This window comes from Gordonia sp. 11cp, assembly GCF_057767225.1.
Genome location: NZ_CM173437.1, coordinates 3,902,277 through 3,918,408, shown reverse-complemented (window position 1 = coordinate 3,918,408; position 16,132 = coordinate 3,902,277). Strand labels below are relative to the sequence as shown.

The window sequence follows — 16,132 nt, the reverse complement described above, 5'->3', positions numbered from 1 at the left end:
CAACCGAACCGGTCAGTCGAACTGCGGGTCCTCGTTCCGTGTGCGCTTGAGCTCGAAGAAGTGGGGGTACGACGCCAGCGCGCGCGCACCGTCCCAGACCGTCCCGGCGTCCTCACCGCGCGGGATGCGGGACAACACCGGGCCGAAGAACGCGACGTCGTTGACGTGGATGGTCGGCGTGCCGACATCGTCGCCCACCTTGTCCATGCCCGCGTGATGACTCGCGCGGATGGTGTCGTCGAACTCGGTGCCGTCGGCGGCCTCCGCGAGCGAGGCGTCGAGACCGAGTTCGTCGAGCGCACCGGCGATGACCTCGTCGAGGTCTTTGATGCCCTGGTTGTGGATGCGGGTGCCCATCGCCGTGTACAAGGGCGCGAGGATCTCGTCCCCCTTCTGCGCGGCGGCGGCCGCCACGACGCGGACGGGACGCCAGGCGTGCTTGAGTCCCTCGCGGTACTCCTCGGGAATGTCCTTCCCCTCGTTGAGTACGGCGAGGCTCATGATGTGGAAGTTCACCTCGATCGGCCGGACCTGCTCGGCTTCGAGAATCCAGCGCGAGGTGATCCAGCACCAGGGACACAGCGGGTCGAACCAGAAATCGACGCGGTCGGTGGTCTGGGCCTGCACTGACATTGGAACGTCCTCTCGAGAGTCGGCTGTCTGTCGGGCGCCGGCCGTCCGGCCGGTTCCGCCGTCGGACGCCTCAACATCGCGGTGCGCCGAACTGTTCCCGGGTGCGTCGGACAGCCGGCCGCGGGGCTGGGGATACGCACCGCCCGGGCCGGGCGTGATGTGAGATGGTGCATGGACCGCCGAGGAACAGGACCCGGGATGTCGCTGCCACCACCGTCTGATCCGGATCAGCCGATCCGGGCAGATCGGCGCGGCCACCCGGTCGTACCCAGATCCGTCGGGCAGAGATCGGCGCAGATCGTCCGGGCCGCCACAAAGCTCTTCCAGGAGGCCGGGTTCCGGAACGTCAGCATCGAGCAGATCGGCGCCGCCGTCGGTCTCACCGGTCCGGCAGTCTATCGGCATTTTCCCGGCAAACACGACATTCTCTCGCAGGCCCTGACCACCCAGGTGGAGCTCGTCGCGCAACTGATGGCCGACGCGAAGAGCCGCGGCCGTTCGCCGGGCGACCAGCTCTCCCTTCTCCTCGACGGGCTCGGCGACCTCACCGCGCATCGAGACGTCTCGACGTTGTGGCGCCGCGAACAACGGCATCTGCAGCACGCCGAACTCGACGTGATGAAAGAGTATTTCGATGAGCTGACCGAGCATGTCGCCTCGCTCATCGTCGCCACGCGGCCCGACCTCTCGCCGGCGGCCGCGGAAGTGCTGAGTGCGGCACTGCTCAGCGTGTTCTCCAACACCTCCGGCATGCGCGGCTCACTTCCGCCGGCCCGCCTCAAGCAGGTACAGCGAGCGGTGGCGGACTCGCTCATCACCTGCGAGCTGCCAAGGGCGCGCGGTCCGGACACCGGTGACCAGACCCCACCCGCGCGCCGGCGCCCCGCCGCCCGCCGCGAGCGGATACTCGACGCCGCCACCCGACTGTTCTCCGAGCGTGGATTCCCCGACGTGCGTATCGACGAGATCGCGCGGACCGCGGACGTCTCCATCGCGACCCTGTACCAAGAGGTCTCCGGCAAATCCGATTTGCTCCTGGCGGTCCTGTGGCGCGGCGTCCAGGGAATTCTCTATGTCTCCGGCCACGCTCTGGACCGTGTCGTCGCCGGCGATGCACTCGACGCGCTGATCCGGGTGTTCGTCGAGTATTCGCTGGGCGAACACGGTCGCATCATGCCGGTCTTCACCCGCGACCTGATGTACCTTCCCGACGCCGAGCAGACGCGACTGCTGAACGCGCAGGCGGACTATCGGGCCGAATGGATCGACGCGATCCGATCCCGCAACGGACTGCTGACGGCGGCTGATGCGAATGCGCTCGTGCAGGCGCTCTTCGGCTTCACCTGTGAGGTCATCGAGTCGCCACGGTTGCGGTCCAGGCCCGGGGTCGCGGAGGACCTCGAGGCGATCGCCCGGGCGATCCTGAACCCGGCCGGGTTGCGTTGAGCGCCGCCCGCGTCCGCACCTGGATAAGCTGGCCTGCGTGACTGCTCCGAACCTCACCAGAGACCAGGCCCGCGACCGCGCAGCGATTCTCGACGTGTCGAATTACCAGATCGAGCTCGACCTCACCGACGGTTCCGGCGCTCCCGGGACCGAGACGTTCCGATCCACGACGACGGTGCGGTTCACGGCGTCGGAAGGCAGTGAGACGTTCGTCGATCTCGTCGCCCCCACCCTGATCTCGGCCACCCTCAACGGCACCGACCTCGACGTGTCCGGCTTCGACGAGTCGATCGGCATCCCGTTGTCCGGCCTCGCCGCCGACAACACGCTCACCGTGGTCGCCGACTGCGCCTACTCCAACACCGGCGAGGGGCTGCACCGATTCGTCGACCAGTCCGACGACTCGGTCTACCTGTATTCCCAGTTCGAGACCGCCGACGCCAAGCGGATGTTCGCGTGCTTCGATCAGCCCGACCTCAAAGCGACCTACACCGTGACCGTCACCGCTCCCGCGGACTGGAAGGTCATCTCCAACGCGGCGCACGCGGAAGCTCCCGGTGACCCGGATGCCGCCACATCCGCTGTGGTGCATCGCTTTCAGGAGACCGTCCCGATGAGCACCTACCTCGTAGCGCTCATCGCGGGGCCCTACGCGGAGTGGACCGACGTCTATTCCGACGAGCACGGCGACATCCCACTGGGCATCTACTGCCGCGCATCGCTGGCCGAGTTCATGGATTCGGAGCGACTGTTCACCGAGACCAAACAGGGATTCGGCTTCTACCACAAGAACTTCGGTATCCCCTACCCCTTCGGCAAGTACGACCAGCTGTTCGTCCCCGAGTTCAACGCCGGTGCGATGGAGAACGCGGGCGCCGTCACCTTCCTCGAGGACTACGTCTTCCGGTCCCGCGTGACCAAATACCTCTACGAGCGTCGCGCCGAGACGGTCCTGCACGAGATGGCGCACATGTGGTTCGGCGACCTGGTCACCATGCAGTGGTGGGATGACCTGTGGCTCAACGAGTCCTTCGCGACCTTCGCATCGGTGCTGTGCCAGTCCGAGGCGACCGAGTACACCAGCGCCTGGACGACGTTCGCCAACGTCGAGAAGTCCTGGGCCTACCGCCAGGACCAGCTGCCCTCGACCCACCCGGTCGCCGCGGACATCCCCGACATCGCCGCCGTCGAGGTCAACTTCGACGGCATCACCTACGCGAAGGGCGCATCGGTCCTCAAGCAGCTGGTCGCCTATGTGGGTCTCGAGGACTTCCTCGCCGGGTTGCGCAGCTACTTCGCCGCACACGAGTTCGGCAACGCCACGTTCGCCGATCTCCTGGGCGCACTGGAGAAGTCGTCGGGCCGCGACCTGTCGGACTGGGGCGCCCAATGGCTGCGCACCACCGGCATCAACGTCATCCGACCCGACTTCGAGGTCGACGACTCGGGCGCCTTCACCCGGTTCACCGTCGTCCAGGACGGTGCCGCCCCCGGCGCCGGTGAGACCAGGGTCCACCGTCTGCGTGTGGGCGTCTACGCCGACAACGGATCCGGCGCCATCGAGCAGACCCGCAGCGTCGAACTCGACATCGAGGGTGAGCGCACCGATGTCGCCGATCTCGTCGGCGTGCACCGCGGAGATCTGGTGCTGCTCAACGACGGCGACCTGACCTACGCCTCGGTCCGACTCGACCCGGAGTCGCTGGCGACCGCGACCGCACGGATCGGCGACATCAGCGATCCGATGCCGCGCACCCTGGTCTGGTCGGCGGCGTGGGAGATGACCCGGCAGGCCGAGATGCGGGCCCGCGATTTCGTCGAACTCGTTCGCCGGGGAATCGCCGCCGAGTCGGAAATCGGTGTCGTGCAACGCGTCCTGCTGCAGGCGACGACAGCCATCGAGTCCTACGCCGATCCCGAGTGGGCGGCGACGACGGGCCGCCCGGGGTTCAGCGCTCGCATGCTCGAGCTCGCCCGCGCCGCCGATGCCGGCTCCGACCATCAGCTCGCGTTCGTCAACACGTGGCTGGCCGGCCGGATCAACGACGACGAGACCGAGGTGGCCCGCGCACTGCTCGACGGTGCGGACCCCGCCGAGCACGGCCTCGACGGTCTCGCCGTGGACACCGATCTGCGGTGGAAGCTGGTGACCGCGCTGGCGACCGCTGGGGCCATCGACACCGATCCGGCGTCGACCCCGGTCATCGACGCCGAGGCCGAGCGTGACAACACCGCGACCGGTACGCGGTCGGCGGCACTGGCGCGGGCGGCCCGTCCGCTCGCGGAAGCCAAGGCGGACACCTGGACTCGCGCCGTCGAGGACGACACGCTCTCGAACGTGTACACCCGCACCATGATCGGCGGGTTCGCCCGCCCCGGGCAGGGCGAACTCCTCGAGCCCTATGTCGAGAATTACTTCGCCGCCGTACCGGAGGTCTGGGCACGCCGGTCCAGCGAGGTCGCACAGACCGTCGTCGTCGGCCTGTACCCGAGTTGGGCGATGTCGCAGCAGGCCCTCGACCTCGCCGAGGAGTTCTTGTCCGGGGACCATCCGTCCGCGCTCAAGCGACTGATCTCCGAGGGTCGTGACGGCGTGGCACGCTCGCTTCGAGCACGCGCCTTCGACGCACAGGAGGGCTGAGCCGGCAGACCTGCGGTCAGCGTCGTCGCCACCGGTATCGCACCTGCGGGCGGCCCGCCGAGCCGTATTCGGTGTCGCGGTCGAGGACGTGGTCGTCGGCGAGCCGCTCCAGGTAGCGCCATGCGGTGACCCGCGACGATCCGAGGGCGCGGGCGACCTCGGAGGCGGTGAGTCCGTCGGGGCTGTCGCGGACCGCCCGGCTCACCGCGTCCTCGGTCTGCGGCGCGGCACCCTTCTTCGCCGACCGGCGGGTGTCGCTCGTGCGCAATTCGGCGAGCGCACGGTCGACGTCGCGCTGGCTGACCGCGTCGGCGTCACCGGTGAGCGCCTCGCGGTATCGCAGGTACTGCTCGATCTTCTCTCGGAACGCCGCGAAGGTGAACGGTTTCAGCAGGTAGAGCAGCACTCCGCGCGACATGGCGCTCCGGACGGTCGCGAGGTCGCGCTGTGCGGTGATCGCGATGACGTCGGGCGCCGGGCGTACACCCGACAGCGCGGAGGCGAGGTCCACCCCGCGGGCGTCCGGCAGGCCCAGGTCGAGCAGGACCAGGTCGACGGGCCCGGCGCCGGCCATCCGCAGCGCCTCCTGCGCCGTGGACACGGCGCCCACGACCTCGAATCCCCCCAGACGGGCGAGGTAGTCCCGGTGCGCCTCGGCGATCACCGGTTCGTCCTCGACGATCAGGACGCGGATCACGGTGTGCCCGCCCGCTCGTCGGCTCGCACGCGCACCGAGATGACCGAGCCGTAGGTGTTCTCGGCGGTCATCGTGCCGTGTCGACGGGCGACGACCTGGGCGACGAGGGCGAGCCCCAGCCCGCGGCCGGCGGCGTCGCCACCCGACTTCGTCGAGTAGCCCCGGGCGGTCGCCCGGGCGAACAGTTCGGTATCCATGCCGGTTCCGCTGTCGGCGACGATGATGTCGAGCACGCGGTCGTCCCCGACGACGGTCACCTCGACCCATGGGTCGGCCGGGTCGCAGGCGTCCAGTGCGTTGTCGATCAGGTTGCCCACCACCGTGATCATCTCGCCGGGAGTGAGGATGCCGGTGCCGGCGTCGCTGACCTGTGACTCCTCGGTCAACGACAGCGGAATGCCGCGTTCGGCCGCCTGCGCCGTCTTGCCGAGCAGCAGGGCGACCAGCGCGGGCTCGGCCACCGCCTGGGTCATCCGGTCGATGAGCTGTTGGGACAACTCGAACTCGGTGGTCGCCAGGCGGACCGCCTCGTCGGGCCGTCCCATCTCGACGAGCGCGACGATCGTGTGCAATCGGTTGGCGGCCTCGTGCGCCTGGGACCGAAGTGCCTCGGCGAACCGCGTCATCGAGTCGAGTTCACCCATCGCCTCCGCGAGCTCGGTGCGGTCCCGGATGGTCACCACCGACGACCGCCGTCGGCCGGACACCGGGGAACGGCTCACGAGCAGTACCCGGCCGCGGTCGGCATACGTCACGTCTGTCTCCTCGTCGCCGTCGGTGAGGAAGGCCGGCAGCTCGTCGGGCGACGCGTCGGCTTCGATGCCGAGCAGGCGTTGCGCTTCGGAGTTGACGAGGGCGGGTCGCCCGTCCTCCACCACCACCAGCCCCTCCCGCACGGACCGCAGCACGGCGTCGTGATGGTCGTACATCAGCCTCAGCTCCTCGGGCGCGAGGCCACCGGTCTGCCGTAGCAACCGTCGCCGAATCCACCACACGCCGCCGACCGCCGTGAGCAGGGCCGCGAACGCCGCGAGGGCGATCAGTGGCAGCTGGCCACGCCACGCCGATGTCAGCGTGCGTTGCGTGATCCCCGCCGCGACCATCCCCACGACGCGTCCGTCCGGCGTGCGGACGGGGACGATCGTGCGGATGGACGGTCCGAGGGTGCCGGTGTAGTTCTCGGTGATCGTCTGCCCTCGCAGCGCCGCGTCGATGCTCCCCAGATACGGTTCGCCGATCCGCGTGGGGTCGGTGTGGGTGAAGCGGGTCCGGTCCGGCGCGAGCACGGTGATGAAGGCGATCCCGGTCGCCGCGCGGACGCGTTCGGTCACCGGCTGGAGCACCGCACTCGGGTCCGGGGACGTCAGTGCCGCGACGGTCGACGGTGACTCCGCGAGGCTGACCGCCACGGCGGTCACCTCGGCCCGCGCCGCTCGGTCTGCGTCGATGCGGGCATCGACGGCCGCCAGAACGCTCTCGGCGACGACCACCACCGCGAAGACCGACAGCGCGAGGGCCGCGACCTGTCCGGCGAGCGTTCGCGGGTACCACCGCATCCCTGCCGACCTCGTTCCCTGTCTGAACGTAATGAACACAATCGTGACCCGCGTCACCCCGTCGGGCCACAATCCTAATCACTGTTGTCCGAGGTGTATGAGGAGAGAATCACCGATGAACATTCGAGGCAGGTCCGGCGGCTCACCGGCCGGAGAAGGTTCCGATCCGATCGCGACCACGCCTGACGATACGGCCGGCGCGCCCCCACGCGGTAAACGGGACCGTACCCACTGGCTCTACATCGGCGTCATCATCGCGGTGGTCGCGGGTGTGGTGGTCGGTCTCGTCGCGCCCGGCGTCGGCAAGGACCTCGGCGTGCTCGGCACCATGTTCGTCAGCCTCATCAAGATGATGATCGCGCCGGTCATCTTCTGCACGATCGTCCTGGGCATCGGATCGGTCCGCAAGGCGGCGACGGTCGGCAAGGTCGGCGGCCTCGCCTTCGTCTACTTCCTGGCGATGTCGACGGTCGCACTGGCCATCGGCCTGGTCGTCGGCAACATCATCCAGCCGGGCGACGGCCTGAACATCGATTCGGTGTCGGGCAAGGGGCAGGAGCTGGCCGACGAGTCACACGAGTCCGGCGGAACGCTCGACTTCATCCAGGGCATCATCCCGGACTCGATGCTGTCCGCGCTGACCGAGGGCAGCGTGCTGCAGGCCCTCTTCGTCGCACTGCTCGTCGGGTTCGCCATCCAGAGCATGGGCCGGACCGGCGAACCGATCCTGACCGCGGTCTCCTACTTCCAGAAGCTCGTCTTCAAGGTGCTGACGATGGTGCTCTGGGTGGCCCCGATCGGTGCGTTCGGCGCCATCGCCAGCGTCGTGGGCCAGACCGGCTGGGCGGCGGTCCAGCAGCTGCTGACGTTGATGCTCGCCTTCTACCTCACCTGCCTGGTGTTCGTGTTCGGCGTGCTCGGCGTGCTGCTGCGGACGGTGTCGGGTGTCTCGATCTTCAAGCTCGTCCGGTACCTCGCCCGCGAGTACCTGCTCATCTTCGCGACCTCGTCGTCGGAGTCCGCGCTGCCCCGCCTCATCGCGAAGATGGAACACCTCGGCGTGGAGAAGACCACGGTCGGCGTCGTGGTGCCGACCGGGTACTCCTTCAACCTCGACGGCACCGCCATCTACCTCACCATGGCGTCGATCTTCATCGCCGATGCGATGGGCGACCCGCTGTCGATCGGTGAGCAGATCGGCCTGCTCGTCTTCATGATCATCGCGTCCAAGGGTGCCGCCGGCGTCAGCGGTGCGGGACTGGCCACCCTCGCCGGTGGACTGCAGGCCCACCGCCCCGAGATGCTCGACGGCGTCGGCCTCATCGTCGGTATCGACCGGTTCATGTCGGAGGCCCGTGCGGTCACCAACTTCTCCGGAAACGCGGTCGCGACCCTGCTCGTCGGTTCGTGGACCAGCACCGTCGACAAGGAGCGCGTCGACGATGTGCTGTCGGGCCGGGACCCGTTCGACGAGACCAACATGGTCGACGACGAACTCGAGTCGGACGCCACCGCCGCGCGCGGTGCACACGAGAAGGTCCTCACCCACTGACGCGGACACCGCGGCAACGACGAGGCCGCCCCACCGGAAGGTGGGGCGGCCTCGTCGTCTGTGCAGAAGGGCGGGTCAGCCGGCGGCGGCCGCGGTGGCCATCACCCGCAGCGAGGCGATCAGCCCGTCGATCAGGTTGCCCTGACGAAAACCGGTGACCGCGGCGGTGACGCCGAGCGCCGCCACACGATCGTTCACGCGGGTGGAGACCGAACTGCCGGAGACGATGACCACGTCGCGCGAGTTCGGCGACACGGCGATCAGCGTGCCGTACGCGGGCTCGGGCGACTTCGCGAGGATCTCGCGGGCACTGGCCTCCACGTCGCCGTCGAGGTCACCGATGTACACCGAGAAACGGACGAGGGCCTTCTCGCTGGCGGCCTTGAGCGTGTCGTCGAGCGCGATCAGGTCCCGCTTGCTGAAGGGCGGCGTCGTCGGCGAGTCACCGGGGTAGCGAGCCGCGGAGATGCGGCCGCTGTTGGTGAACACCGCGCCCACCGGCAGCTCGGCGGCTGAACGGGCCGCCACCTCGGCGCTCACATTCGCGTGCGTAACCTCACCACTTGCCACTGGCCGAACTCCCGTCAACGTCGCTTGGTTCCGCGTGCCGCGGAAGTGCCATCGGTTCGATGTCGGTGGCACTGAAGAGAAGCGGTGCATGCTCCCACTGCTGGTCGAGGGTGTACTCCTTGACCTTCGGGTACTTGACCCCGGAGGAGAACACCATCGCGACAACACAGAGCAGCACGAAGAGCACCGTCACGATCGTGACTGGCACTCCGATGGGGACGATCAGGCTGTCGACGTCCATGTCACCCTTTCGATGGTCGCGCCGGACCCGCCCGGTTGTCGGCGCAGGTCATCGTTGATCAATCTAACCCACCGAACACCGCCCGGCGCACCGGGGCCTACAGCGCGTCGTAGACGCGCGGGGCGCCCCTGCAAGGCCTCCACGACGCCTCACGCAGCGCCGGAGTCGATGTACTGGAGCCAGGCCGGATCGATGTCCTTGATCGTCGCGAGCAACCGCCAGTGCCTGCCCTTCGGCGCGACCGGAACCGTACGCAGCGCCCACCCGAGCTCCCCGAGGAGGCGGTCCGCCTTGCGGTGATTGCACGACGCACAGCACGCGACGCAGTTCTCCCATGTATGCGTTCCGCCCCGGCTCCGCGGGACCACGTGGTCGATCGTCGTCGCCCGTGCACCGCAGTAGCCGCACCGCGCCCGGTCCCGACGCATCAGTGCGTCCCGGGTCAGCGGGACCGTCGCCCGGTAGGGCACGTGGACGTATTTCCGGAGCCGGACCACGGTCGGGATCGGGACCGCGGTACCCACCGAGTGCATCGCACCGCCGTGTTCGTCGGCGTGCACGAGGTCCGCGCGACCGCGCAGCACGAGAACGACGGCACGCCGGACCGTGACGGCCGTCAGCGGTTCGTAGGTGGCATTGAGGAGCAGCACCCGACGACGTGTGTAGGTGCGGGTGCCGGTCGCGTTCTCCTCGGCGTCGACGTCCCGCATCGGTGTCGCACCGCCCGTTGCCCGCGACCTCGCCCTGCCGTGTGTCGCCCTCGCGTGTGATCTGTGCGTCATTTTCGCCTCCCACCACTCCGACGAGCACAAGTCCATCACGGCGGCGGTCTCCGTGGGAACCGTTTCGCGGTGTCGGGCCAGCTCAGAGCCCTGGAACCGGCGCGACGTTGAGAGGTGCGGCCGGGGTGAGGACAATGGCGTAGGTGACTGGCGAACCCAACACATCCCCTCCGACCCCACCGGCGCCGGAAACCCCCGCGCGGACCTTCTACGACGAGGTCGGCGGCGCCGAGACGTTCCGGCGCCTCACCGCTGTGTTCTACACCGAGGTGGCGCGCGACGAGGTGTTGCGCCCGCTGTATCCCGAGGAAGACCTCGCCCCCGCCGAACGCCGGATGCGGATGTTCCTCGAGCAGTACTGGGGCGGTCCGCGGACCTACTCCGACGAGCGGGGCCACCCCCGGCTCCGCATGCGCCACAATCCGTTCCGCGTCGGGCCGATCGAACGGGACGCGTGGCTGCGCTGCATGCACACCGCGATCGCCTCCATCGACGAGGAGACCCTCGACGCCCCGCACCGCCGAGCGTTGATCGACTACATGGAGATGGCGGCGCAATCGATGATGAATTCGCCCATCTGAGAGCGGTTTCCCTCCCGACACGCCGCCCGACTCGCCGACTGACCTGGATTTCTCCGAGAAAACTCAGGTAGGGCACAATGACCACGGTGAGCGACGAGACACCAGATGTTGTCCCCGCCGAGTCATCTGACGTGGGCCAGCCCGAGGACGCGCCGTACGACGACGGCGCGATCGAGTCCGATGTCGATGCGCTCGACGAGCCGACCCCGGATGAGTCGGTCACCGAGGCGGCTGTCGTGGCCGCTGACACACCGGTCACACCGCCCGTTGTCCCGCAGCTGGATCCGTCCGACACCTCGTGGTGGAAGTCCGCGGTGTTCTACCAGATCTACCCGCGCTCCTTCTCCGATCTCGACGGCGACGGGATCGGCGACCTCGCCGGGGTCATCGACAAACTCGGTTACCTCGAACTCCTCGGAATCGATGCCATCTGGCTGAGTCCGATCATGGCCTCCCCCATGGCCGATCACGGTTACGACGTCGCCGACCCCCGCGACATCGATCCCCTCTTCGGCGATCTCGATGTGTTCGACGACCTCATCGCCGAGGCCCACGAGCGCGACATCCGCGTCACGATGGACCTCGTCCCCAACCACACGAGCGACCAGCACGAGTGGTTCCGAGCTGCACTCGAGGCGGCCCCCGGCAGCCCCGAACGGGAGCGGTACATCTTCCGGGACGGCCGCGGCGACAACGGCGACGAGCCGCCGAACAACTGGCACAGCATCTTCGGCGGACCCGCCTGGACACGCGTGACCGAGGCCGACGGCTCGCCCGGCCAGTGGTACCTCCATATCTTCGCGAAGGAACAGCCGGATCTGAACTGGGAGAACCCCGACGTCTTCGCCGATCTGGAGAAGACACTGCGCTTCTGGCTCGATCGGGGTGTCGACGGTTTCCGCATCGACGTCGCGCACGGGATGGCCAAACCCGCCGACCTGCCCGACATGGACCTGTCGGCGACCAAACTCCTGCAGAACTCCGACGACGATCCGCGTTTCAACAACTATGCGGTGCACGAGATCCACCGCAAGATCCGCAAGGTCCTCGACGAGTACCCCGGTGCGGCCAACGTCGGTGAGATCTGGGTCAGCGACAACGAGCGTTTCGCCGAGTACCTGCGGCCCGACGAACTGCACCTCGGTTTCAACTTCCGGCTCGCCAAGGCGCCGTTCGAATCCGGCGCGATCCGCGAGGCGATCGAGAACTCGATCGACGCGGTGCTGTCGGTGTCGGGCACACCCACGTGGACGCTCTCCAACCACGACGTCGCCCGCGAGGTCACCCGCTACGCGGTGGTCGATCCGGATACCGGCGCACTCGACCTCGAGCGCGGCACACGGCGCGCACGCGCGATGCTCGTCGTCGAAATGGCTTTGCCCGGAACCATATTCCTCTACAACGGGTCCGAACTGGGACTGCCCAACGTCGACGACCTGCCGGACGACGCGCTGCAGGACCCGGTGTGGGAGCGTTCCGGGCACACCGAACGCGGCCGGGACGGGTGCCGCGTGCCGATCCCCTGGGAGGGAACCGAGCCACCGTTCGGATTCAGCGCGTCGAACGAGACCTGGTTGCCGATCCCGACCTCGTGGCAGGCGCTCACCGTCGAAGCCCAGCTCGAGGACGTGGGATCGATGCTGTCGCTCTACCGTGCCGCCATCGACCTGCGTGTGTCCCGTCCGGAGTTCGCCGGCGAGCACATCGAGTGGTACGGCGCTCCCGAAGGATGCCTGGCGTTCCGTCGTTCCGAGGGGCAGCTGATCTGCGCACTGAACGCCGGCGAGGTACCGGTACCCCTCCCGCCCGGCGAATTGCTGCTCGTCAGTTCGCCTCTCGTCGACGGCCTGCTCGCGCCGGACGCGGCGGCCTGGCTGGTGTGACCGCCCACCTGCCGGGCTAGTTCAGGACCGTCACCGCGAGATCGCGGTGGCGACGCTGGTACACCGACCCGAAGCGGGCGTCGATCCGAATCCACGCCGCGGACATCCGGATTCGAACCGGCTCGTCGGCGGCGATCGCTCCGGTGTCAGAGGTCTCGGTGACCGCCCGTCCGGCCGCGTCGCGGATGAACCCCATACCGGTGAGGGCGAAGACCGACCTCATGCTCACCGCCGCCCGCAGGGCACCTTCCTCGGATGTCACCTCCAGGACGTCCTGATCGAGCAGACCCGTTGCGGGACCGTGCCCACTGCCCTCCTCACGGGCGACCCGTGCGCCCTCGCGGGACAGTTCGACGACGCTGCGCGCGGGGACGTCGTCGATGTGCCGGAAACCGACGGCGGCGGGTAGCGCACCGCGCCAGGCACTGTCGAGCGAGAAGCCGGGATCGACGGCGCCCCCGGGGACGGCGGCCTCGACGGCCGATCGCAACGTCGAGGCGTCACACACGATGTCGACCGGCGCGACCCGGCCGGTCACCGAACGCGTGGCCAGCACGTCGAATCCGGTGTGCGCCCACAATGCGACCAGACCATCCGAACGCGCGACCACCCGCACGACCGCGGTCTCGTCGAGTCGCACCGCATGCGCGAGAAACGCGAGAGCGTTGGATCGGTCGGACGAGGCGATCTCGATGAACCGCTCCATCAGCTGGGTCGGTCGGCTCGCGTGGCGGGTTCCCCTGTCACACGGCGGAATCCGGCGAGGTACTCCTTCTGTTCCGGCGTGAGCCGGGCGATACGCTGCGCGGCGACGTCGAACGCGACGAGCTGGGTGCTGGCGACGACGGCCGGCTTCGACGCCGGGTCGGCGCCCGCGGCCCGGACCTCGTAGCCGACGGTGAAATCGACGGCACGCAACCGCTCCACATACATGGTGACCTCGATCGGCCCCTCGGAATGACGCAGTTGCGCTTGATATCTCACATGCAGGTCGGCGACGAGACAGCCGTCGCGCAGGGGTGCGGTGGGCCGGCCGTCGTAGAACAGCCATGGGATGCGCGCCTCTTCGAGTAGCGTCACCATCCGGGCATGGTTGATGTGCGCATAGACATCCATGTCCGACCACCGCACCGGCACCCTGACCAGGTACCCATCGGCGGTCGTGGTCCCGGCGTCCTCGTTGAGCACGTGCGTCATCCCCTGTCAGGTCGGTGTCGTCGAAGCCGGCCCTCGCGGCGGCCTCGGTCCAACCCTACGCACCCCTCGGCCAGGTCAGGCAGGCGCGATCTCCACCGGAAGACCGTTGAGGACGACGGTTCCCGACAGCGGATCCAGCAACGCGCCGTCGTTCAGCTCGTTCACGTTCACCCCCGGCTCGGTGGCGGCGACGCCCAGCCGGGTGCCCTCGACATCGTGGCCCCAGCCGTGCGGCAGGGAGGCGACGCCCGGCCGGATGTCGGTGGTGATCTCGACGGGAACGGTCAGCGACCCGCCCGCGCCGCGGATCTTGGCGGTGTCGGAGATCCCGAGCCGGTCGGCGTCGTCGGGGTGCATCAGGAGTGTGCAGCGATTGGTGCCGCCGGTGAGCGCAGGCAGATTGTGCATCCAGCTGTTGTTGGACCGCAGATGACGGCGGCCGACCAGCAGCAGGTTGCCGTCACCGACGGGAGCCGGGTCGTCGGCGACCACGGCGGCCCACAGACGCGCGAGGTCGCCGATGAGCGGATCGGGAACGAGTTCGACCTTGCCCGACGCCGTGCGGAGCACCCCGGGCAGCCGCGGTCGCATCGGCCCCAGGTCGATTCCGTGAGGCGCGGCGAGCACATCCGCGAACGTCAGTCCGTCCCGCTCGCCGAAGGCGTCGCCGTACGCGCCGACCCGCAGCAGCATGTCCAGACGGCGCTGGTGTCCCGGTGCGTCGGGCAGCATCGCGACGAGTGAGTCGACCTCGCGACCCGCGACCGGCGAATGCGGGTCGGTGACCTCCTTGGCCAGAGTCGCCGCGATGACCTGTTCGTCGACGAGCCCGGGGTCGGCGTCGACCCCGGCGCCGGACAGTCCCAGGATCAGCCGGGAGACGATCTCGATCTCGTCGGGACGGCCCGGTGGTAGTGGCAGTACCGGCGGTGAATAGCGAGCGGTGGCCCGGACCGCCAGGTTGTTCAGGATGGCGTCGAAGTGCGGACTCTGCGACGGACGCGGGGGCGGCAGCAGCACGTGCGCGTGCCGTGTCGTCTCGTTCAGGTACGGGTCGACGCAGACCACGAATTGCGCGTCGTCGAGTGCGCGCCCCAGTCGTCCGCCGTTGGGTGCCGACAGCACCGGGTTCCCCGACACCGTGACCAGGGCGCGCAGCTGTCCGTCGCCGGGTGTCTCGAATTCCTCGGCCATCGCGACGGCCGGCAGCTCGCCGCCGACCTCGGCGTGGCCGGACACCCGGCTGCGCCAGCGCCCGGTGCGGAATCCGCGTCCGGCGCGGGCCGGGCGCGGCGACGGCGCCGTCGGAGCGAGCGGGAACATCACTCCCCCGGGCCGGTCGAAGTTGCCGGTGAGGATGTTGACCACATCGATCAACCAGCTGCCCAGTGTGCCGAATTGTACTGTCGTGGTGCCCATTCGGCCGTAGACGGCCGCCGAGGGGGATGCGGCGATCGATCGCGCGAGCGCCCGGATGTCGGCTGCCGCGACACCACAGAACGGCGCGACGCGTTCGGGCGTGAACGGGTCCAGCTCTCGGCGTAGCGCGTCGACCCCGGTGACATGTGCGGCTATCCCACCGAGATCGTCGGCGACGAGTTCCTCGTCGAACAGGCACTGCACGACCGCGGCCAGCAGGGCCGCGTCGGTACCGGGCCGCGGCGCGAGGTGGGTGTCGGCGAGCTTGGCCGTCCGGGTGCGTGCCGGGTCGATGACGGTGAGGCGCCCGCCTCGCCGACGCAGTGCGGTGAGTTTCCCGGGGAAGTCCGCGGCCGTGGTGACGCTGCCGTTGGAGACCACCGGATTGGCTCCGATGATCACGAGGTGGTCCGTGCGATCGAGATCCGGGACGGCGAAGGTCCCCGCATGTCCGACCAGATAACCGGTGGCCGCCTGCTTCGGCATCTGGTCGAGCGTGCTGGCGCTGAACACGTTGCGGGTGCCGAGGGCCCGGATGAGCAACGGCGCGTACATCGTGCCGGCGACGGTGTGCGCCGACGGATTGCCCAGGTAGAAGCCGATGGACTCGCCGCCGGAGGTCGAGATCACCTCGGCGAGCCCCTCGACGGCGGCCGCGAGCGCTGTGTCCCAATCGGTTTCGACGAGCCGGCCGTCACGCCGGACGAGCGGCCGGTCGAGGCGATCGGGATCGTTGTCGAGCTGCGCGAAACTCGCGCCCTTCGGACAGAGGTAGCCGGCGCTGAACACGTCCTCGGCGTCACCGCGTGCCGCGACGACGATCTCGCGGCCGGTCGTGCGGTCCCGGTCGATGCTGAGTGTCAACCCGCAGGTGGCCTCGCAGAGCGGGCAGATGCGCGGTGCGGTTCGGGTCATGGGCCCAGGCTATGCCGAC

The 16,132-nt window shown here is 68.8% G+C and carries 14 protein-coding genes; 5 read left to right on the top strand and 9 right to left on the bottom strand.

Annotated features, from left to right (window positions below; translation table 11 throughout):
* Positions 1-12 precede the first annotated feature (12 nt).
* A complete protein-coding gene (locus AC3B6C_RS17490) occupies positions 13-633 on the bottom strand; it encodes a mycothiol-dependent nitroreductase Rv2466c family protein (RefSeq protein ID WP_014926425.1) in 621 nt (206 codons plus the stop codon).
* A gap of 198 nt (positions 634-831) precedes the next feature.
* Here AC3B6C_RS17490 and AC3B6C_RS17485 point away from each other — a divergent pair, with 198 nt between their 5' ends.
* Complete coding sequence (locus AC3B6C_RS17485; RefSeq protein WP_488373621.1) at positions 832-2,079, top strand: TetR/AcrR family transcriptional regulator; 1,248 nt, start codon at positions 832-834, stop codon at positions 2,077-2,079.
* A 37-nt stretch (positions 2,080-2,116) separates the two neighbouring features.
* Positions 2,117-4,720, top strand: a complete 2,604-nt coding sequence (gene pepN, locus AC3B6C_RS17480) for an aminopeptidase N (RefSeq protein ID WP_488373620.1) — start codon at positions 2,117-2,119, stop codon at positions 4,718-4,720.
* 16 nt (positions 4,721-4,736) lie between these two features.
* Here pepN and AC3B6C_RS17475 read toward each other — a convergent pair whose 3' ends face one another.
* Entirely contained in the window at positions 4,737-5,417 is a 681-nt protein-coding gene (locus AC3B6C_RS17475; RefSeq protein ID WP_010841638.1) for a response regulator, read from the bottom strand.
* A complete protein-coding gene (locus AC3B6C_RS17470; protein WP_488373619.1) occupies positions 5,414-6,973 on the bottom strand; it encodes a sensor histidine kinase in 1,560 nt (519 codons plus the stop codon). Before AC3B6C_RS17470 ends, AC3B6C_RS17475 begins: the two co-directional genes overlap by 4 nt.
* Before the next feature lie 115 nt (positions 6,974-7,088).
* On the opposite strand from AC3B6C_RS17470, the gene AC3B6C_RS17465 reads away from it, so the two are divergent.
* Positions 7,089-8,525, top strand: coding sequence for a cation:dicarboxylate symporter family transporter (locus tag AC3B6C_RS17465; protein WP_488373618.1), 1,437 nt, complete (start codon positions 7,089-7,091; stop codon positions 8,523-8,525).
* Between the two features lie 75 nt (positions 8,526-8,600).
* Here AC3B6C_RS17465 and AC3B6C_RS17460 read toward each other — a convergent pair whose 3' ends face one another.
* The 3 genes from AC3B6C_RS17460 to AC3B6C_RS17450 all read right to left on the bottom strand — a co-directional run bounded on the left by AC3B6C_RS17460 (position 8,601) and on the right by AC3B6C_RS17450 (position 10,046).
* Complete coding sequence (locus tag AC3B6C_RS17460) at positions 8,601-9,095, bottom strand: DUF5130 family protein (RefSeq protein ID WP_193363240.1); 495 nt, start codon at positions 9,093-9,095, stop codon at positions 8,601-8,603.
* On the bottom strand, positions 9,082-9,336 hold the full coding sequence (gene ctaJ / locus AC3B6C_RS17455) for an aa3-type cytochrome oxidase subunit CtaJ (RefSeq protein ID WP_004019594.1): 255 nt from the start codon (positions 9,334-9,336) through the stop codon (positions 9,082-9,084). Before ctaJ ends, AC3B6C_RS17460 begins: the two co-directional genes overlap by 14 nt.
* A 149-nt stretch (positions 9,337-9,485) precedes the next feature.
* Positions 9,486-10,046 carry an HNH endonuclease gene (locus AC3B6C_RS17450; protein WP_488373617.1) on the bottom strand — a complete coding sequence of 187 codons (561 nt, stop codon included), beginning with the start codon at positions 10,044-10,046 and terminating at the stop codon, positions 9,486-9,488.
* Positions 10,047-10,261: 215 nt separating this feature from the next.
* On the opposite strand from AC3B6C_RS17450, the gene AC3B6C_RS17445 reads away from it, so the two are divergent.
* Both AC3B6C_RS17445 and AC3B6C_RS17440 read left to right on the top strand, forming a co-directional pair.
* Positions 10,262-10,699 (top strand): globin, encoded by a 438-nt coding sequence (locus AC3B6C_RS17445; protein ID WP_010841643.1) that lies wholly within the window; start codon positions 10,262-10,264, stop codon positions 10,697-10,699.
* A gap of 77 nt (positions 10,700-10,776) precedes the next feature.
* Positions 10,777-12,582 (top strand): glycoside hydrolase family 13 protein, encoded by a 1,806-nt coding sequence (locus AC3B6C_RS17440; RefSeq protein ID WP_488373616.1) that lies wholly within the window; start codon positions 10,777-10,779, stop codon positions 12,580-12,582.
* A gap of 16 nt (positions 12,583-12,598) precedes the next feature.
* On the opposite strand, the gene AC3B6C_RS17435 is transcribed toward AC3B6C_RS17440, so the two are convergent.
* The 3 genes from AC3B6C_RS17435 to AC3B6C_RS17425 all read right to left on the bottom strand — a co-directional run bounded on the left by AC3B6C_RS17435 (position 12,599) and on the right by AC3B6C_RS17425 (position 16,113).
* Positions 12,599-13,288: a DUF8010 domain-containing protein gene (locus tag AC3B6C_RS17435; RefSeq protein WP_488373615.1), complete on the bottom strand. Its 690-nt coding sequence runs from the start codon at positions 13,286-13,288 to the stop codon at positions 12,599-12,601.
* Positions 13,288-13,779: an acyl-CoA thioesterase gene (locus AC3B6C_RS17430; protein WP_488373614.1), complete on the bottom strand. Its 492-nt coding sequence runs from the start codon at positions 13,777-13,779 to the stop codon at positions 13,288-13,290. Before AC3B6C_RS17430 ends, AC3B6C_RS17435 begins: the two co-directional genes overlap by 1 nt.
* Positions 13,780-13,854: 75 nt before the next feature.
* Positions 13,855-16,113 (bottom strand): molybdopterin-dependent oxidoreductase, encoded by a 2,259-nt coding sequence (locus tag AC3B6C_RS17425; RefSeq protein ID WP_010841648.1) that lies wholly within the window; start codon positions 16,111-16,113, stop codon positions 13,855-13,857.
* Positions 16,114-16,132 lie beyond the last annotated feature (19 nt).